Here is an 18,786-nt window from a genome sequence, read left to right as displayed (position 1 = left end):
GCTTTCGTCACTTGCATAGCGCAATTTATTATAAGAATTGCGCATTCAAGCGCTCCTAAAATGCACCCATCACATGGATGGGGCATCGCATGGAGTTGCATCAACTCGAAGCGTTCTCGGCAGTCATGTCGACGGGCAGTATGACCGGGGCCGCTCGTATGCTCGGCCGCTCGCAACCCGGCGTCACGAGAACAATCCAGGATCTCGAACAGGAGATCGGCTACGCGTTGTTCGACCGCAAAGGACCTCGCGTCACGCCGACGAGCCGCGCGTTCCGGCTTTATGGCGAAGTCGAGCGCTCGCTGATCGGCCTCGCCACTATCGAGGCCTGCGCGCGGGCGATCGGCCGCGACGAGGCCATGCCATTGCGCGTCGTTGCGACGCCCGCGCTCGCCGCCGCATTGGCGCCACGCGCAATGGCCAAGCTCGCGCAAGCAAGCGCACGCGCCAACACGCAATTGCGCAGTGCGTCCGCCGAGCAGGTCGTCGAGGCGTTGCTGTCACGTTCCGCCGACATCGGCATCGCGACATTGCCGCTCGATCATGCGGCGCTCGACGTGCACTACATCATCGAGGCGCCATGCGTCGCGGTGCTGCACCGAAATGATCCGCTCGCGCACGATGCCGTGCTGCGGCTCGCGCGGCTCGCGGGGCAGCCGGTCGCCACGCTGGCGAACCGTTATCGTCTGCGCAGCCGCATCGATCGCGCATTCGACGAGGCCAGCGTCGCGCTTCACATTGCACTCGAATCGAATGCGTCGCTGAATGCGATGATGGCCGCGCAACAGCAGATCGGCGTCGCCATCGTCGATCCGGTGACCGCGTTCGGCATGCGGCTCGCGGACGTCGAAGTGAGACCGCTCGATGTGCCTATTCCGTTTTTGTATGGCGTCGTCACGCTTTCCGGCCAGCCGCGCAGCGACGACGTCAACGCAATGATCGATGTGCTCGCGCAGGTATCGCACGAGCTGCTGCCCGGAGCCGTGCGTCACGCAGCGTCACGGCATGGTGCGCTGGTCGCCCACGATCGGACGGACAGTGCGGAAACCGTCGCCCATTCCCCCACTTTCACTCACCGCGACATCGGGACCACTGCATGAACGCAACGACTTCTTTGCACCCCGCTGCCGGACTGAGCGCGCTCGAAGCGCGGCTTCGCGAGGATCTTGCCTGGCTCGAGCTTCCCGCGCCTTCGTGGGTGCCCGCGCGGACATCCGACGGCCAACGTGTGCTCGATGTCGCCATCATCGGCGCCGGCATGGCCGGACTGACCGCGAGCGCCGAATTGCGCCTGCTCGGCATCGACAATCAGCGGCTCTTCGATCAGGCGCCGGCCGGTCAGGAAGGACCGTGGATCACCTACGCGCGAATGCAGACGCTACGCTCGCCCAAGCAACTGACGGGGCCCGCACTGCGCTTGCCCGCGCTGACGTTCCGCGCGTGGTACGAGGCCCAGTTCGGCCGCGAACAATGGCGCGCGCTCTATAAGATTCCACGCGTGCAATGGATGGACTACCTGCGCTGGTATCGGCGCGTGCTCGATCTGCCGGTCTGCAATGACACGCGCGTTGAGACACTGCAGACGCGCAGCGACGGTCTGATCGGACTTATGCTGTTGCGCGGAGCGGTCAAAGGCAGCAAAGATGCGCGGCGCGAAACCGTGCTCGCCCGTCATGTCGTGCTCGCGACCGGCCGTGAAGGACTGGGCGGCCCGTACGTTCCCGACGTGGCCCGCGACATTCCGCGGCACTTGCGCGCGCACTCGTCGGACCCGATCGACTTTGCCGCGCTGCGCGGCAAACGTGTCGGTGTGGTCGGCGCAAGCGCATCCGCGTTCGACAACGCCGCGAGCGCTCTTGAAGCGGGGGCCGGGCGAGTCGATCTATTCGTGCGGCGCGCCGCGCTGCCCCGTATCAACAAGCTGACCGGCATCGGTAGCCCCGGCCTCGTTCACGGGTTCGCGAATCTGCCCGACGCCTGGAAGTGGCGCTTCCTGCACTATTCGGCGCAAACGCAGGCCCCACCGCCGCGCGACAGCGTGCTGCGGGTCGCCGCTCACGCCCAGGCTCACCTGCACCTGGCGAGTCCGCTGACGGGTTTGCGCCACGAAGGCGACACGATCGTCGTCGACACGCCCCGAGGGCGATACACCCTCGACTACCTGATCTTCGCGACCGGCTTTCACTCGGAAATCGACACGCGCGACGAGTTTGCGCCCATCGCGCCGCACGTGCGCCGTTGGCGCGACCGCTTTACACCCGCGGCGGAATTGCCGAACGAAGAACTCGCCAGCTCGCCGGACCTCGACCGCAACTTCGCCTTCCAGGAACGCGTTCCCGGGGCCTGCCCGGCGCTCGCGCGCATCCACTGCTTCAATCACGCGGCCAGTCTGACCCACGGCAAGGTCGCCGGCGACATTCCCGCGATCAGCGACGGCGCGCAGCGGCTCGCGCGCGCGATCGCCGCAATGCTGTTCGACGCCGACCGCGATACGCATTACGCGGCACTGCAAGCCTTCGATACCGCGGAACTCGCGGGAGACGAATGGGGCGACGCCGATGCCGCTGCCGGCACAGTGCCCGCCGACACCCCTGCTCTTTAATGGACCCACATCTGATGTCTTCATCCGCTGATTCCCTATCGGCCACCGTGGCCGATGACTTCGTCGCGCAACTCGCGGGATTGGCGCCCGACGGCGCGACCGCGGCGCTGCGCGCGTTTCGCGGCGACGCGACGCGGTATACGCAAGGCAGCCATGACGCGCTCTTCTCGACCGATGTCGCCGATCTGACGCTTCGCGAACGCCTCTTTGCGGCGTGGTATGCGGCGCTGTTGTCGAATTCGGAGCAGACGGCACTCGCATATCGCGAGCGCCTGCTGACACTGGCGGCCGCGGCTGACGCGCAAACTGAAACCACGAGGTCGCTCCTCGATGCAATCGCCGCGCAGCGCGCGGTTCCCGTCGCGTCGATGGCAACGACGGACCAGCGGCTCGCCGCGATCCTGCGTCACACGGAAGCCCTGACGCTGTGTCCCGCCGCGACCGGAAAGCCGGCGCTCGCAACACTGCAGGCGGCCGGCCTCACGACGCGCGCCATCGTCGCGCTATCGCAGCTCGTCGCGTTCGTCACGTACCAGGTGCGGGTCGTCGCCGCGTTGCGCGCATTGGAGGCACGAGCATGAGTTCGGATCACGGCTTTACGACGCAGACCCTCGGCTGGTCCGCATGGCTCGATACGGTCGCGCTCGAACAGGCATCCCCCGAGCAGACCGCGGTACTCGAAGCAAGCCACCCGCAAGCGAAGACGTCCGATTACTACCTGTTGCTGGTCCACGAGGCGGAAATCCTGCGGCAACGATCGGGCTTGTTCAACAGCATCATGTATGCGCCGGGCGGTTTGTCGCGCGCGGAGCGCGAACTCGCGAGCACGGTCGTCTCGCGTCTCAACGGATGCGTGTATTGCGCGTCGGTGCATGCGCAGCGTTTCCAGCAACTCGCCAGGCGCGACGACGTGATCCAACAGATCTTCGCCGCGCCTGAAACCGCGGGGACGACCGAACGCGAGCGCGCCATCGTGCGATACGCGATCGATCTCACGCTGCACCCACAGGCGCTTACTGAGGAATCGCTGGATGCGCTTCGTCGCGTGGGGCTCGATGATGCGCAGATCCTCGATCTCAGCCACGCGATTGCGATCTTCGCGTGGGCCAACCGTTTGATGCTGACGTTGGGCGAACCTGTGTTTCCCGCCTGATCGAAAACATTGCGACATCGACTTCGCCGCAGCCCTGTGCCCAGCGAATGGATATGACAATCGCTTCGTTGCCGCACGGCGTGATGCATTAGAGACTGGTAGTCCAACTCATTCCGAGAGAATCCCTCATGTCTGCCTCGCGTTTTTCCGCGCTGCACCGGCGACTTTTCGTAGTCGCCGGCGCCGCATTCGCGCTGTCCCTTTCCGCTGTTTCGTCCGCGGCGCCCGCTAGCGGCGAGCCGGTATTCTTTGGCGTCAGCGGACCGCTGACCGGCCCCAACGCGCAATACGGCGCGCAATGGAAAGCCGGCTTCGACCTCGCGCTCGACGAAATCAACCGCGACGGCGGCATCGACGGCCATCCATTGCAGTACGTGTTCGAAGACAGTCAGAGCGATCCGCGCCAGGCGGTCGCGATCGCTCAGAAGTTCGTCGACGACAAGCGCATCGTGATCGAACTCGGCGACTTCTCGAGCCCCGCTTCGATGGCGGCGTCGCCCATCTATCAGCGTGCGGGCCTGGTTCAGTTGGGCTTCACCAACTCGCATCCGGACTTCACTAAGGGTGGCGACTTCATCTGGAGCCCGTCGGTCAGTCAGGCGGATGCGCAACCGCTGCTCGCGGATCTAACCGTCAAGCAGGGCTTCAGGCGCGTCGCCGTACTGTTCCAGAACACCGACTGGGGTCGCGCCAGCAAGGACGTTTTCGTGAAGGCGGCAGCGGCGCGCGGCGCACAGGTCATCGCGGCCGAAGGCTACCAGCCCAACGACAAGGATTTTCGCGCGACGCTGCTGCGTGTGCGCGACACGAAGCCCGACGCACTCGTGCTGATTTCGTACTACTCGGACGGCGCGCAGATCGTGCGTCAGGCGCGCACGAGCGGCATCACCCTGCCGATCGTCGCGGCGAGTTCGGTGTACTCGCCGAAATTCATGGAACTCGGCGGCGATGCCGTAAACGGCGTGACCACCAACACGAGCTTTTTCCCCGGTGACCGGAGCCCCGAAGTCCAGCGCTTTGTTCGCGACTTCCAGGCGAAATATCATCACGAGCCCGACGCGTTCAATGCGTTCGCCTACGACGCCACGATCATTGCCGCTTACGCGTTGCGCACCGGCGGACTCGATCGCCGTGGCGTGCGGGATGCGCTGGCGAAGTTGCATGACGTGCCGAGCGTCGTCTTCGGCAAGGCGACGTTCGATCCGGCGACTCGACGCGTGATCGGTGTGAAAAGCGTCAATCTCGTCGTCGAGAATGGGCAGTGGGCGCTGCTTGGCAGCAAGCCCGCACTGGCGGCCAGGTAGCAGCAGACACATTCGCGCGGGCCGCCTGCCGATGCGGCCGCGCCCGATTCGCCTTACGCGGAAAAGAACCGGTTCTCAGGTCGTGGCAGCCCAAGATTCTCGCGCAGCGTCTTGCCTTCGTACTCGCGCCGGAACAGCCCCCGCTTCTGCAACTCGGGAATGACTTTGTCGACGAAGTCGTCGAGGCCGGCCGGAAGATGCGAGAACATCACGTTGAACCCGTCCGAGCCCTCTTCCAGCAACCACTGCTCCATCTGATCTGCAATCATCCGGGCGGTGCCGATCATCTCCAGCCCGGAGTATCCGCCGATGCGCTGCGCGAGCTGACGGATTGTCAATCCGTCGCGCTGCGCCCATTCCACGACTCGTTGCCGCGCGGTACGGCTTGCGTTGGTCTCAGGAATTTCCGGCAACGGGCCGTCCGGATCGAGACCGGATACATCATGCCCCAACGCGATCGACAACGAAGCGATGCCGCTCTCGTAGTGGACGAACGTATCGAGCCGCTCACGCGTTTCGCGCGCCTCTTCGAGCGTATCGCCCACCACGACGAAAGCCGCCGGCAAAATCTTCATGTGATCGCGCGAGCGGCCGAGTTTCTCCATGCGGCTTTTTATGTCGGCGTAGAAACGCTTTCCGTCGGCCAGCGTGGTTTGCGCGGTGAACACGACTTCGGCCGTTTCCGCGGCAATCTGCCGTCCCGCCTCCGATGAGCCCGCCTGCACGATCACGGGCCAGCCCTGAATCGGCCGGGCAATATTCAACGGACCGCGCACCGAGAAGTTCGCGCTTTTGTAGTTCAGCACGTGCAGCTTTTGCGGGTCGAAGAATGTTCCGCTCGCCGTGTCACGGATAAAGGCGTCGTCGGCCCAGCTATCCCACAGACCTGTGACCACGTCGAAGAACTCGCGGGCGCGCCGGTAGCGTTCGTCGTGTTCGACGTGTTCGTCGAGGCCGAAATTGAGCGCCGCGTCCGGATTCGATGTCGTCACGAGATTCCATCCAGCGCGGCCACCGCTGATATGGTCGAGCGAGGCGAACCGCCTTGCGACGTGATACGGCGCGTCGAAGGTCGTGGACGCGGTCGCGACGAGACCCAGCCGCTCGGTGACCGCCGCGAGCGCGGGCAGCAGCGTGAGCGGCTCGAACGAGGTGACCGTGTGGCTGTGCCTGAGCGCGTCGAGCGGCATGTTGAGCACCGCGAGGTGGTCGGCCATGAAGAACGCATCGAAGCGGCCGCGCTCGAGCGTCTGCGCAAAACGCTTCAGATGCCCGAAGTTGAAGTTGGCATCAGGATAGGCGCCAGGATAGCGCCATGCACCGGTGTGGATCGTCGTGGGGCGCATGAAGGCGCCGAGGCGAAGCTGACGTGACATGAACCGACCTCAATCGAGAACAGGGTCGCGCCAGTGTAATGCGGCCGCGCGTCATCAAGGTGGGCGGCGCGACGGAAATCGAGGTGAAGGAGAAGAAAGACCGCGTCGATGATGCTTTGCACGCGACACGCGCCGCTGTCGAAGAAGGCATCGTGCCGGGCGGCGGTGTCGCGCTGATTCGCGTGAAGCAGGCGATCGCCGCACTTCAGGGCGCGAACGCGGATCAGAACGCCGGCATCAACATCGTGCGTCGCGCGCTCGAAGAACCGTTGCGCCAGATCGTCGCCAATGCGGGCGAGGAACCGAGCGTGGTCGTCGCCAGGGTGGCCGAAGGCAGCGGCAATTACGGCTATAACGCGGCCACGGGCGAATACGGCGACCTCGTCGAAACCGGCGTGGTCGATCCGACCAAAGTCACGCGCACGGCCCTGCAGAATGCCGCCTCCGTGGCGAGCCTGCTGTTGACGACCGACGCCACCGTGCACGAAGCGCCGAAAGATGCGGCACCGGCTGCGTCGCCGGCGGGACCCGGAGCCGGTGGTCCCGGCTTCGACTACTAGTCGAACTGCTCGAGCCTGCTGACGCCGCGAGGCGTCGGCGCAACGCGCCGTGCCTCGCGACCGTCGATGCGCGGCGCGTTGTTTTGAGGGGCCACGCGGCAACCGATTCACGCGCGCCGTGCCCCGGTCCTGATTCAATCCGTCACGGCTTCACGCTGGTAGCGCGACACCGGCTGCCGCAAGCCGAGATGCTCGCGCAACGTGCGGCCTTCGTATTCGTGGCGAAACAGCCCTCGGCGCCGCAATTCCGGCAGCACGAGCCGGATGAAGTCGTCGAGACTGTTGGGAAGCAACGCCGGCATCACGTTGTAGCCGTCGGCGCCGTAATTGACGAAACGCTCCTCGAGCGCATCAGCTATCTGCTGCGGCGTGCCGACCAGTTGCCAGTGCCCGCGTGCGCCAGCCACGCGCAGATAAAGCTCGCGGATCGTCAGGTTCTCGCGCCGCGCCAGTTCGAGGGTCAGCGACTGGCGGCTTTTGCTCGCGTTGGTTTCGGGTAGTTCGGGGATCGGCCCGTCGAGCGGATAGCCCGACAGATCGAAGCCGCCGGTCAGCGTGGACACCAGCGCAAGACCAACCGCGGGATCGATCAGTGCCTGCAGCGCATCGAACTTTTCGCGCGCCTCGCGCTCCGTCTCGCCGACGATTGGCATCACGCCCGGCATGATCTTCAGGTCGTCGGGCGCGCGACCGTATTGCGCGAGGCGGCCCTTGACGTCCGCGTAGAACGCGACCGCGTCTTCGAGCGTCTGTTGCGCAGTAAATATGACTTCCGCGGTGCGCGCTGCGAGCGCCTTGCCCGCTTCCGACGACCCGGCCTGCACGACGACGGGCCGACCCTGCGGCGAGCGTTCGACGTTCAGCGGTCCACGCACGTTGAAGAACTCGCCGCGATGATCGAGCACATGGCGTTTCGCGGGATCGAAGTAGCGTCCCGCTGCCTTGTCGCGCACGAACGCGTCGTCGTCCCAGCTGTCCCACAGTCCGTCCACCACTTCCGCGAATTCGACGGCGCGCTCGTAGCGCCGCGCATGCGCGAGATGTTCGTCGAAGCCGAAGTTCTTCGCCTCGTGCGCGCTCGACGACGTGACCAGATTCCATCCTGCGCGCCCCGCGCTGATGTGATCGAGCGACGCAAACTTGCGCGCGATGTGATACGGCTCGTTGAAGGTCGTCGAAGCGGTGCCGACGAGGCCGATACGTTCGGTCAACGCGGCCAGTGCCGAGAGCAGCGTGATCGGCTCGAACTGGGCCACATAGCTATGCGCGGTGCGACTCAGGAAATCGACATTGTCGCCGCGCGTGCCCGAGCCGTCGGCGAGAAAAATCAGATCGAACTTCGCAGCTTCCGCTGCCTGGGCAAGCTGCACGTAGTGGCGGAGGTCGCGGCCGGCATCCGCGTGCGCGTCAGGATGACGCCACGCGGCGATGTGATGTCCGGTCGGATAGAGAAACGCGCCGAGGCGCAGGTGTCCTTTGCGTTGGCTCATGATCTGTGCGAGTCGTTGATCTGGCGGTAAGGCGGCGCAACCTATGCGCTGTCGCGCCAGCGTTGCGGGTTCGGTGGACGGTCCAGTCCGAGGTGCTCGCGCAGCGTCGTGCCCTCGTATTCGCTACGAAAGATGCCGCGCTGCTGCAGGATCGGCACGACGCCATCGACGAAATCACGTAAGCCGCCGGGCAGCGCATCGGGCATCAGGTTGAAGCCGTCGGCCGCGCCGCCGTCGAACCAGCGCTCGATGTCGTCCGCGATCTGCTCTGGCGTGCCGACGATCACCCGGTGACCGGTGCCGCCCGCCAGCGCACGGATCAGCTCTCGTACGGTGTGGCCATGACGGCGCGCCTCGGCGAGCGTCGCGTGAAAGAACGTGTGGTTTCCGTTGCCGCCGCCGGGCAGCGCGAGATCGTCGGGCAACGGCGCGTCGAGCGTCAGGCGCTCGACGTCGATGCCCAGCGTACCCGCGAGGCGGTTCAGGCTGTAGCGCCACGGAATCTGCTCGACGAGTTCATCGCGCCGGCGCAATGCTTCGCTGTGAGTCGCGCCGATGATCGTCGTCAGACCGGCGAGCACCTTGACGGGCGGGCGGCCATAGGCGGCTGCCCGCTCGTTCAGATCGCGCCGGTAAGCCGCCGATTCCTCGAATGATTGCGACGCGGAAAAAACCGCTTCCGCATGACGGGCGGCCAGCTCCCGGCCGTCTGCCGACGCCCCTGCCTGCACCACCACCGGATGCCCTTGCGGGGAGCGCGGCAGGTTCAGCGGCCCTTGTACGTCGAAGTAGCGGCCGCGATGCGCGATCGCATGCACTTTTTCGACGTCGACGAAACGGCCGCCGGCTTTGTCGCCGACGAACGCGTCGTCCTCCCAGCTATCCCACAGCGCCTTGACCACTTCGGTGAATTCGGCGGCCCGCTCGTATCGTTGCGCATGGTTCGGTACCGCGTCGCGGCCGAAATTGCGCGCCGATGGCAGGTCGGCGGTGGTCACGACGTTCCAGCCGGCGCGGCCGTTGCTGACGTGATCGAGCGTCGCAAAGCGCCGGGCGATGTTGTACGGTTCGTTGTAGCTGGTCGATGCGGTGCCGATCACTCCGATGTGCGTCGTCGCCGCCGCGATGCTGGCGAGCAGCACCGTCGGTTCAAGCGCGGTGATGGGCCGGAAGTCGATCTGGTCGACGATCGCTGCATTGTCGGCGAGGAATACCGCGTCGAGCTTGCCCGCCTCGGCGATCCGCGCGACGCGAACGTAGTGATCCACATCAACGAACGCGCGTGGCTCGGCCTCGTCAAGCCGCCATGCCGAGGGCACGAAACCCGAGTGCAGAATGTTGACGTTCAGATGCAGGCGGCGCCGCGCGGCGCGTGCCGGAAGACGACTCATCGGCGATGACCTCGCGTTGGATCAGTGGACTTTCGGAAAACCGTGCCGCTCGGCAAGCAGGTCGAGGATGCGGCGCGGGTCGGTGACGAAGCGCCGCTCCCCGAGCGAGTCCGCATCGGCGGGCGCGGGCTGTTCGTCGCCGAACACGAGCGCGGGCAGCCCCTGATGCGCTTCATCGAGCGCTTCGATCACGGCCTTGCGAGGCCGCTCGAACGGCACGCGCAGCACGTCGAGCCGTCCGACGCGCGCGGGGTCGCTCGCAAGCAGCCCTTCGATCGGCGCGCCATGCGGACAGATAAAGCGTTCGCCGGGATGATGCGGGTCGGTGAATCCCGGTTCCAGCAGGATCAGAAGGTCTCGGCTCATTGCGCAGGTTTCCTCAAAAATTGTGCAACCAGACTGGTTGGCAGGCTGGCGGCGCTATCTCGCCACCAGGAGAATCGCGGGTTGATGTGCCCCACTCGGCGTTGGCTAGAACACACGTCCTTCCGTCAGATGCGTCGTCACGCCGTTCAGCTCGTAATCGCCGATCACGCGAGCCTTATGCAACAGCGGGTTGTGGTTGAAGATCGTGCGCAGATTGCGCCAGTGCCGGTCGAAGTTGTGCGCGCGCGACGTCGCCGACGCGCCGCCTGCCTCGAACATGCGCTCCGCCGCGTAAAGCGCGAGCTTGCTGACCACCAGCTGAGTGCGTGCAGTCGCGAGCGCGCCCTCCAGCACGAGCGCGGGCGCATCGGCGGCGCCCTCGCGGATTGCCCGCGCCGAGCGGTCGAGCACGCGTGCGTTATCGCGCACGAGCGCATCGATCGTATGGCTGTGCGCGCCCAGATCGCCGATTACCTGCTGGATGAAGGCATCCTCGCGCGCGGAAGGCGCGGGGCTGTGCAACGCGGGACGGCCATGCTGCAACACATAGTGCTTCGCATCGGCGACGACGTTGCGGACGATGCCTGCCGCCACCGCCACCAGATGCAGTTGCCGCAGCGCGCCGCCATGACGCCCAACAAGCGTCGTCTGCACGCGCGGCGTCACTTCGTCGTCGCGAACCAGCAGGTTGTCGAATTCGAGGCTGCCGCTTGCCGTCATGCGTTGCCCCATGCCGTCCCAGTCGTCTAGCACACGCAAGCCTTCGCGCTTCACCGGCACGACCGCGAGCACCGGGTCGCCGTTCTCGTCCTGCAGGTTCAGGCGCGCGAAGTCGGAGAACGCCGTGCCGGTCGCGTAGTACTTGCGGCCGCTTAGGCGGTAGTGCGCACCGTCGCGGCGCAACTGGGTCGTGATTTCGCCGGGGCGCGCTGTGCCCAGTTCAGTCGAGGCGCCGCCGAAAATCGCGCCATCGGCGATGCGCTGAATCTGGATTTCGTTGAACGGCGTGCGTGGCGACAGCAGTAATGCTTCGACCTGGTCGAAGTGGATGCGTAGCGCGTGCGCGAGATTGCTGTCCGCGGCCGCAAGCGTCGCGATGACCTCGAACTCGTCTTCGAGCGAACCGCCGAGTCCGCCCCATTCGAGCGGCAGGCGCAGGCGTGCGAGACCGGAGCGGCGGAACAATGCGAAACCGTCGAACGGCAATTCGCGCCGCGCTTCCCGTGACGCGGCGTCTTGCGCAAGGGCATGCGCGAGCACCGGTAGCGACGCCAGCGCGGTTCTTAGGCGCTCGTGCGCAGCGGTGGTAGGTTGATCGGATTCAGCCATTCGTCGTTCCTCATACTGGACAGGCAGACCGGCATACGTGCGCCGGGCGTCGGATTTCATCGACAGGACAGCGTGCCAGTATAGGGACGCGCATCGGTGCGGATAACAACCGATTTGCGCTTACGTTATTCGCGTGTCTGCAATGAAAATGCCGCGCCCTCAATGTGCGGCGCACATTGCTAGGATTTGCGCGAGCACGGTGCGCAACCGCAGACATAGCGACGGCCGCGTTTGTCGGAACGACCCAGGGCACGCTAAAGCAACAGGCGAGCCGTGCTGCGAACGCGGCGCGCTTCAACGATCAGAAATGCTTGCGATGTGAGCGATTGCGATAGCGCGGGTGCCCAGGGAGAATGCGCAATGCCGTCGCGCCCGCTTGTCGCATCGCGGGCGGCTGCCAAAGAGATGTCACCCGAGTGTCGTCGGGTGACGTTAGGACGACGGTCGGGACACTGCAATGGCGCTTCACAAGGCGCGAAGCGAGCGGCGTTTCCGTCCCATAGCCGCCAGCGAACCGCTCTACGGCTGAATATACAGATCGGCGAAACTGCCACGAATCCCCTCACCCGTCGGCGCGTAGTCCTTCACGTTCTTCGCGACGATCGTGATATTGGGATTTGCACCGAACTCGATCGATGGGATGTCGTCATGAACGAGTTGCTGGAACTGTATGAACAGCTGCCGGCGCTTTGCATCGTCGGTTTCCACCGATGCTGCTTCCAGAAGACGATCGACTTCCGGACTGGAGTAATGCGCGGCATTCGAGAACGGCAGCCCGACCTTGAAGTTCTTCGACCAGAACACCCGCTGCACGCCAACCGTCGGGTCGAATGCATTCGACAGTGCTTCGAGCGTGATGTCGAACGCACGATCGGTGTAGGCCTTCTTCACGTAGGTCGCGAAATCGTAGCTTTCGACCTCGCCGTCAATGCCGATTCGCGCGAGCGATTGCCGCACGAAATCCGCGGCACGCGGGTCCTGGAACGGGTTGAAGAGCAGTCGCAGTTTGAAGCGCTTGCCGTCCGGTCCACGTTTCAATCCGGCGGCGTCGAGCGCCGCATTGGCCTGGGCCACATCGTAGGGGAAGTAGTGAATATCGGCGTCGTGGTACTTCGTATTCGCCGCGCCGATTGCGGCCGCGGACACCTGGCCATAGCCATACCAGACGACCCGGTTCAATGCATTGACGTCGACCGCCTGGGAAATCGCCTTGCGTACCGCCCTATCCTTCAGGACCGGCGTGTCCAGATTGAAGATCAGCTGCTGGTGGTTGCTGACGTACGGCCAGTTGGTCGTATCCACGGTGAAGTTCGGCAGCGTCGTGAAGCGCTTCACATCCGACAGCGGAATCGCCTGGTCGCCGAGGTTGGCCGCGCCGGATTCGAGCGCCGCCGCACGAGCAGCAGCATCGGGCAGGAAGCGCACGAGGATCTTGTCGATGTACGGCTTCGGTTTATCCCAGTAGTCCGGATTGCGCTCGAGAAGAATATAGCTGCCATGCACGAACGACTTGTAGATGAACGGGCCCGTGCCGACCGGAGCGCTGTTGTATGGGCTCGAAACGATGTCCGTGCCGTCGTACAGATGTTTCGGGATGATCGGCGATTCGGTGCCCGCTAGCGCGGTCAGCAGGAACGGCGCCGGCTTCGACAATTCAATCACCGCGGTGTAGGGGTCCGGGGTCTTTACGTCGGTCACGTTCGCGAACGTGCTTCGGCCCCGCGGATGCACCTGCTTGAGCGTGAGAATCGAGAACGCGACGTCAGCGGACGTGAAGGGCTTACCGTCGTGCCACTTCACGCCCCGGCGCAGCGTGAAGCGATACTCGAGCCCGTCCTTACTGACCGACCATGCGGTCGCCAGCAGCGGTTGCGGATTCAGATTCTTATCGTAGGTCAGCAGCCCCTCAACCACCTTGGGACCGATCTCCGCGTTGCCGCCGGCAGTGGTCGTCAAGGGGACGATCGACGCCGGCTCCGGAGTGACGAGCCATGTCAGCGTGCCACCGTGGTTGGGCTCGGCCTGCGCGGCAAGCATGCCGGCGCACATCATCGTCGAGCTGATCAATACCCCGAAAGCGTATCCGCACCACCTGTTTCGCATGCTCATAGTTGACCTGTTTTATTGTATGAGTCATGGATACTAAGGCGCTTTGGACGGCTCGAAAAACAAGCAAATGTAATTAGCTTTGCATCGTCTGGACCTTCATAGCGCGACTGAACGAAACGCATGGGCCAGTGTCTGCGCAACCTATTGGCCGGCGCGGCAGGAGCGCTCCGATGGAGCAGGCTATCCGGCTACCGTGGTTCAGCTTTCCGCTCGCGGGTAGCCTTGATCTCGGCGGCCGGCCTGCCTTTGGGGCCCTGTCAAGGCTGCTATTGGTGACGGACGGCTTGGGATCAGGCTCGTGGTGACCTCAACGAGACGGCACACCGGACGATCGATTATTAGCGCCGCGTCGGGCCGCGCACGCCCGGTTGCGCGGGCGGCCTGCGGCCCCCCGCAGGCACTGCCGCAACAACCTCGCGCCGCAGCCACGCCCGAAACGCATCGATTGCAGCGAGTCTCTTGCTGTCGGCTCGCCACACGATGTAATTGCCGTGTACGTCGACGATGCTGCGCCGCCACAGCCGTATCAGCCGGCCATCCGCGAGTTCCGCCTCGACCAGCGAGCGTCGCGCCAGCGCGATGCCGGCGCCGCCCACGGCCGCGTTCAGCATGCTGCTCACGTCATCGAACGAAGGTGCGTCGGCCGGTACCTCCAGCGCCAGGGCCACTGCCTGGAACCACGGCTCCCAAGGCTGAGTCGCCTGCACGAGCAACGTGCATTGCGCGAGGTCCCCGAGTCGGCGCGGCAGCCGGCCGTTGCGATAAGCAGGGCTTGCAACGGGGAAGACCTCTTCGTCCATCAGCTTCTCGCTGGCAAGCCCCGGCCAATGGCCAGGGCCGTAGCGCAACGCGACATCGATACCATCGCGCTCGTCCAGCCGTGCAAGCTGCACGCTGGCACGCACGTCGATCGTGATCCCCGGATGCTCGGCATGAAAGCGTGGCAGTCGCGGTGCGAGCCAGCGCGCTGCAAACGAGGGTAACGCGCTGATCGCTAGCGTGGTGTTGCCCTTCGATGCGTTTGCGCGCCGAAGCGCTGTTGCCGAAGACAGACCGAATGCGCGCTCGAGTACCTTGAGCCCTTGACGGACCTGCAACGCGAGCGCGAATGCCGCATGGGTTGGCTCAACACCCGTGCGACCACGTGAAAACAGCGCGACGTCGAGCTGCGATTCGAGCGCGCGCACGTGCTGGCTGACAGCACCTTGCGTGAGGGCGAGTTCGTCAGCCGCACGTGTAAAGCTACGCAGCCGTACGGCAGCTTCGAAAGCACGTAGCGTCTGAAGAGGTGGGAGGCGGGCAGTCGTCATCAGGCATTAGTATCACTAATGCCGAAAGATCACAATATATCGTTTGAGCGCGGGTGAGCGTCTCTTTAGACTTTGTGAATGGATACTTACCGACTCTACTTTTCGCCCGGTGCCTGCTCGCTGGCCGCCCATATCGTGCTTGAGGAAACGGGGGCGCCGTTCGAGCTGCTCGCAGTGCCTGTCGCTGAGGGAGCCAATCTGCAGCCCGACTATCTCGCGGTCAACCCGAAGGGCCGGGTGCCGGCGCTCGCAATCCCCGGCGAATCACGCGTATTGACGGAACTCCCGGCGATCGTGACGTTTATCGCGCGGCGCCATTACCAAACCCTGGCCATGCTGCCCAAGGCTCCCCTCGACGAGGCCCGCTGCCACGAATGGTTCGCATGGCTCGCGGGCTGGGTGCACGGCGTCGGCTTCGGTGGCCTGTGGCGACCCGCGCGCTTCGTCGCAGAGGTGTCGTTGCACGCCGCGGTTTCCGCACACGCTCGACAGACAATTGAGACAGCGTTTGCGCAGATCGAAAGCAAGCTCACCGACGGGCGTTCGTACGCGTTGCCGTGCGGCTACACGATCGTCGATCCGTTTCTACTCGTTCTCTACCGGTGGGGCATGCGCATCGGCCTACCGATGGGCGATACGTATCCGGCTTGGACCGCATCTGCGCGGCGCATCCTTGAACGACCGGCTGTACAACGCGCGCTCCATAGTGAAGGCATCTCGCTCGAGTTTTGACGTCCACTCACGCGCCCCGTCTTGTCCGCAACGTCAATGGCCGGTTTTGCAGGGCGGATTCAACCGGACATTCAATTCGCGACGTTGGCATGTTGTTTGTCGGCCGTTGCCGACATTCTTGTGGCGCGACGCGGAAAGGTCGCCCTGTCTTTTTCAACGATGGTCGTTTTCATGCAGCAAGAGATAACGCCTACGCAGCCGTCCTACTTTGCTTACCGTGTCGCCGTGCTTTAACTACCGCTCGTGTCGTGACGTCGTTGCAGATCCTCACGCGCCCAGCGATATGTGCAAGCTCGACATCGCCTTGCTGGTCACTTCAACTGGCACCGTCATGCGTGCGGGGTTCTGTCGCCGCAAGGCAAGCGCCTCTCTCACGTGACGTCACAATGCCTTACTTTGCTCCTGCGCCGGTGCCTAGTTGCGTCCGCCATGACCGCCGCTGTGGCTTCCGCCCTGCTCGAACTGAGTGCCGCGACCGTGGAGCCTATGGCGAAAGCCGTCGTCATGGTCAAAGTCGTTGAAGCGGCGAACACCGCCGCCAAGGAATACGCATGGCTGACCGCGAGACGGACACCCGGCATAGAAATCACACGGATAGGCCGGATACGCCGCGCACGTGTTGTAATAACCTGGCTCCGCAGCGCAATCTATCGTGCCAAGCAGCAGTACGGCAAACAGAACCTCTGCCTTCATGATTCGAACCTGCCATACCCCGTTCTCTCAACATTTACCGCCACTATTCGCAGCCGTTGGCGCGGTAGCGCGGTCACCCGCGGCATGTTTTGCGTGGCAGCTGGCACGTTTTGCATGTCCTGTGCCGCTGTCGTGGTCTTTGATCGCCTATCCGCTGCCGCATCGACGGAATGACTGAAGTTTACATCGTTCGATCCAGTGGATAAGCAGACTGTGAGTAAAGCTCAGTCCGGAAGGACGCGAATTGCCGTGCCACGCGTCATTCTTGCCTTCAGGCACCACGGAATAATGAAGCGCCGGTCACGTCTGGCGAGTTCCGCGACCGGCTGACGAGCCGCGCGCTGCCGGCTATTGTCTGTGCTGTCCTGACGCTCGCTCCCCAGAGCCGCTTGCTGGAGCGATGATCCCGAAGAGTCCATTCGTCTCCTTGTTAGGCCCAGCCGAGAAGTACAGCGTGTCCGGGCTCGAATTGCGACCGCCACCGAGTGTCAGAGTCCACAGACCGTCGATAGCCAATGGATTGCCGAACTCATTCTCCAACTGATCGACGAACGTACCGTCATTGTCGAAGACATTGATTCGACCATCGCCGAAGTTGCCAATGAGAATCTTGCCGCTGAAGCGGCCAAACGCAAACGACGCGCGCGCGATACCCCATGGCGAGTCGAGCGGCCCTCGGCTAGCAAAGCGACGCAGCAGGTGTCCGTCGGTATCGAACACGTCGACGAATCCACGACCGCGGCCTGCATCGTCATCGTGCTTCTGCTTGTCCTGCTTAGCGTAGGTAACGAAAAGGTCGCCATCGATGTTCGCGATGCCAAACGGGGCGTAGCCGGCAGGGATGTTCGCGTCGGCGAAGCCGCCGTCCGTCGTCGCAGGCGTGAACAGGCCGTCGGAACCGTTCGGCCCAAATACATCGATCCGACCCGAACGGAAGTTCGTCGCAAACAGGAATCCGCCTTGTGCATTTACTCCGAAGACGAGCCCCTTGTATACCGCCCCGCTAGCGGCAGAGGGATTGGACGAGTTATCGACCGCGATCACGGCGTTGTTCGCCGGATTCAGTCCACCCGCCCAAGCGGAAAGCGTGCCATCTTCAGTTGCGAAGATGAATACGGCCTGGGTATGAGTACCTGGCACGAGAAACGCAGACGACGGATTCCATACAATCCCGGTTGGCGCCGCGGGCGTGGGATTCGGTGCAGACTTGGGAAGGACGGCATGGCAGGCGCCGGCCGGTATGACGTTGCCTGGCAGCGGAATTGCGACCTGCAGCGTCGTCACCTTCGTCCCCTCGCCGTCATACAGCGTGGAGCAGCCGGTGGCATTGTCGTTGATCCAGAACGGACTTCCTGCCGGACTAAAAGCAATACCCCAGGCGTTCTGCAGGACACCGTCGACCTTCGGGGCAGCGCCTGCCACGTTGGACACGAGCGGTTTGACGACATAGGCATCATCAGCAACGGCATGCCCGGTTGTGAAACCGGCGGCGAGCACGATCAAAGCCGCCGCTTTGAGACCACGCGAGATCTGAGACATAGCTACCTCCTCGGCACTGGCGAGAAATCGCCGCAAACTAAACGACCGAGGGACTTCAAATATTCCCGCTCGACACGAAAAATTCCGCACGCCACCCGATCGAATGGCGCTCCGACAGCGTGCTGACCGATCCAACCCGACAGACGGTCGTGAGACCGGCTGAGCGGCGGCGCTTCCGGAGTATCCGTGCAATGACGCGCGCTAAAGCTGAGCCTAAGTTGGGACGCGATGGCCCGCCAGGCGATCGAAGGCGGAAGGCCGAAAAAGCCTGCCATTGAAATAATCTTTCTTATCAAAAGGCATCGATTTCCGAGTTAAACTGGCGCTCATGAAAACGCGCCGCGCCTCTATAGCCTCCCCCCAGGCCGACGACCCGCCCCGCTTCCCCGCCGCCGACGAACTCGCCGTGCTGCGTGCGTGGTATGCGGGACTGCCCGTGCGCGAGGCGGTCGAGCGCTATCAGTCCGCCTTGCTGGGCGGCGGCAAGTCCGCGCGTGGCGTGCTCGGGCGCATCCGGCGCCGGCTGCAGGCCATCGCGCGCGCCGCGCATCGTGACGATCTGGCCGCCCTCCTCGATCATCCCGCGGAAGATCGCGCCCGGCACGCCAAGGCAGTCGCGCACGCGATCGAAGCGCTGCGCACAGCTCGCCCGCCAGAACCACAGATCACCGACGACGTCGCGCAGTGGCTCGCCCCGCGGGCCGTGCGTGTGCTGCACGCCGACGGCATCCGCACGCTCGCCGATCTGACCGTGCGCATCCCGCGTCGCCGCCAGTGGTGGAAAGCGGTGCCCGGCCTCGGCGTCGCCAGCGCCCGCGCCATCGAGACATTC

General features: G+C 64.2%; 16 protein-coding genes and 1 pseudogene. 9 read left to right on the top strand and 8 right to left on the bottom strand.

From position 1 onward, the window contains the following. The first annotated feature begins 89 nt into the window (after positions 1-89). From GCT19_RS25170 to GCT19_RS25150, 5 genes are all read left to right on the top strand, one after another. Complete coding sequence (locus GCT19_RS25170; protein ID WP_152853436.1) at positions 90-1,100, top strand: LysR family transcriptional regulator; 1,011 nt, start codon at positions 90-92, stop codon at positions 1,098-1,100. Continuing rightward, positions 1,097-2,602 (top strand): NAD(P)-binding domain-containing protein, encoded by a 1,506-nt coding sequence (locus GCT19_RS25165; RefSeq protein ID WP_152853435.1) that lies wholly within the window; start codon positions 1,097-1,099, stop codon positions 2,600-2,602. The genes GCT19_RS25170 and GCT19_RS25165 overlap by 4 nt, the downstream gene beginning before the upstream one ends. Before the next feature lie 14 nt (positions 2,603-2,616). Beyond that, positions 2,617-3,183, top strand: coding sequence for a CMD domain-containing protein (locus GCT19_RS25160; RefSeq protein ID WP_026228879.1), 567 nt, complete (start codon positions 2,617-2,619; stop codon positions 3,181-3,183). Continuing rightward, the gene (locus tag GCT19_RS25155) at positions 3,180-3,755 is read left to right on the top strand and encodes a peroxidase-related enzyme (protein ID WP_152853434.1); all 576 of its coding nucleotides are present in this window, start codon (positions 3,180-3,182) and stop codon (positions 3,753-3,755) included. The genes GCT19_RS25160 and GCT19_RS25155 overlap by 4 nt, the downstream gene beginning before the upstream one ends. Before the next feature lie 128 nt (positions 3,756-3,883). Continuing rightward, positions 3,884-5,059, top strand: a complete 1,176-nt coding sequence (locus GCT19_RS25150) for an ABC transporter substrate-binding protein (RefSeq protein ID WP_018436386.1) — start codon at positions 3,884-3,886, stop codon at positions 5,057-5,059. Between the two features lie 53 nt (positions 5,060-5,112). On the opposite strand, the gene GCT19_RS25145 is transcribed toward GCT19_RS25150, so the two are convergent. Beyond that, positions 5,113-6,435 carry an LLM class flavin-dependent oxidoreductase gene (locus GCT19_RS25145; RefSeq protein WP_152853433.1) on the bottom strand — a complete coding sequence of 441 codons (1,323 nt, stop codon included), beginning with the start codon at positions 6,433-6,435 and terminating at the stop codon, positions 5,113-5,115. 50 nt (positions 6,436-6,485) lie between these two features. Between GCT19_RS25145 and GCT19_RS25140 the strand changes: the two are divergent. Further along, positions 6,486-6,995 (top strand): annotated as a pseudogene (locus GCT19_RS25140) (TCP-1/cpn60 chaperonin family protein); the annotation flags it as partial. Between the two features lie 134 nt (positions 6,996-7,129). On the opposite strand, the gene GCT19_RS25135 reads toward GCT19_RS25140, so the two are convergent. The 6 genes from GCT19_RS25135 to GCT19_RS25110 all read right to left on the bottom strand — a co-directional run bounded on the left by GCT19_RS25135 (position 7,130) and on the right by GCT19_RS25110 (position 14,990). Next, a complete protein-coding gene (locus tag GCT19_RS25135; RefSeq protein ID WP_018436382.1) occupies positions 7,130-8,485 on the bottom strand; it encodes an LLM class flavin-dependent oxidoreductase in 1,356 nt (451 codons plus the stop codon). 41 nt (positions 8,486-8,526) lie between these two features. Further along, positions 8,527-9,876, bottom strand: a complete 1,350-nt coding sequence (locus GCT19_RS25130; RefSeq protein ID WP_152853432.1) for an LLM class flavin-dependent oxidoreductase — start codon at positions 9,874-9,876, stop codon at positions 8,527-8,529. A 21-nt stretch (positions 9,877-9,897) separates the two neighbouring features. Next, positions 9,898-10,242, bottom strand: a complete 345-nt coding sequence (locus GCT19_RS25125; protein WP_018436380.1) for a DUF3088 domain-containing protein — start codon at positions 10,240-10,242, stop codon at positions 9,898-9,900. A 105-nt stretch (positions 10,243-10,347) separates the two neighbouring features. Next, positions 10,348-11,571 carry an acyl-CoA dehydrogenase family protein gene (locus GCT19_RS25120; protein WP_152853431.1) on the bottom strand — a complete coding sequence of 408 codons (1,224 nt, stop codon included), beginning with the start codon at positions 11,569-11,571 and terminating at the stop codon, positions 10,348-10,350. A 519-nt stretch (positions 11,572-12,090) separates the two neighbouring features. Next, positions 12,091-13,680 (bottom strand): ABC transporter substrate-binding protein, encoded by a 1,590-nt coding sequence (locus tag GCT19_RS25115; RefSeq protein WP_152853430.1) that lies wholly within the window; start codon positions 13,678-13,680, stop codon positions 12,091-12,093. 338 nt (positions 13,681-14,018) lie between these two features. Next, complete coding sequence (locus GCT19_RS25110; protein WP_152853429.1) at positions 14,019-14,990, bottom strand: LysR substrate-binding domain-containing protein; 972 nt, start codon at positions 14,988-14,990, stop codon at positions 14,019-14,021. 78 nt (positions 14,991-15,068) lie between these two features. On the opposite strand from GCT19_RS25110, the gene GCT19_RS25105 reads away from it, so the two are divergent. Together GCT19_RS25105 and GCT19_RS25100 are read left to right on the top strand one after the other, a co-directional pair. Next, the gene (locus tag GCT19_RS25105) at positions 15,069-15,722 is read left to right on the top strand and encodes a glutathione S-transferase family protein (protein WP_152853428.1); all 654 of its coding nucleotides are present in this window, start codon (positions 15,069-15,071) and stop codon (positions 15,720-15,722) included. A gap of 429 nt (positions 15,723-16,151) precedes the next feature. Further along, complete coding sequence (locus tag GCT19_RS25100) at positions 16,152-16,589, top strand: hypothetical protein (protein ID WP_152853427.1); 438 nt, start codon at positions 16,152-16,154, stop codon at positions 16,587-16,589. Between the two features lie 174 nt (positions 16,590-16,763). Here the strand turns inward: GCT19_RS25100 and GCT19_RS25095 are convergent, their stop codons facing one another. Continuing rightward, on the bottom strand, positions 16,764-17,954 hold the full coding sequence (locus GCT19_RS25095) for a TIGR03118 family protein (RefSeq protein WP_152853426.1): 1,191 nt from the start codon (positions 17,952-17,954) through the stop codon (positions 16,764-16,766). 328 nt (positions 17,955-18,282) lie between these two features. Here GCT19_RS25095 and GCT19_RS25090 point away from each other — a divergent pair. Beyond that, on the top strand, positions 18,283-18,786 hold a 504-nt coding region (locus GCT19_RS25090; RefSeq protein WP_321576869.1), incomplete at its 3' end, for a phage integrase family protein.

It is taken from the genome of Paraburkholderia atlantica, assembly GCF_009362785.1.
GTDB classification, from domain to species: domain Bacteria; phylum Pseudomonadota; class Gammaproteobacteria; order Burkholderiales; family Burkholderiaceae; genus Paraburkholderia; species Paraburkholderia atlantica.
Note: the sequence above shows the minus strand (reverse complement) of the source record. Positions and strands in the feature narration are given on the sequence as shown.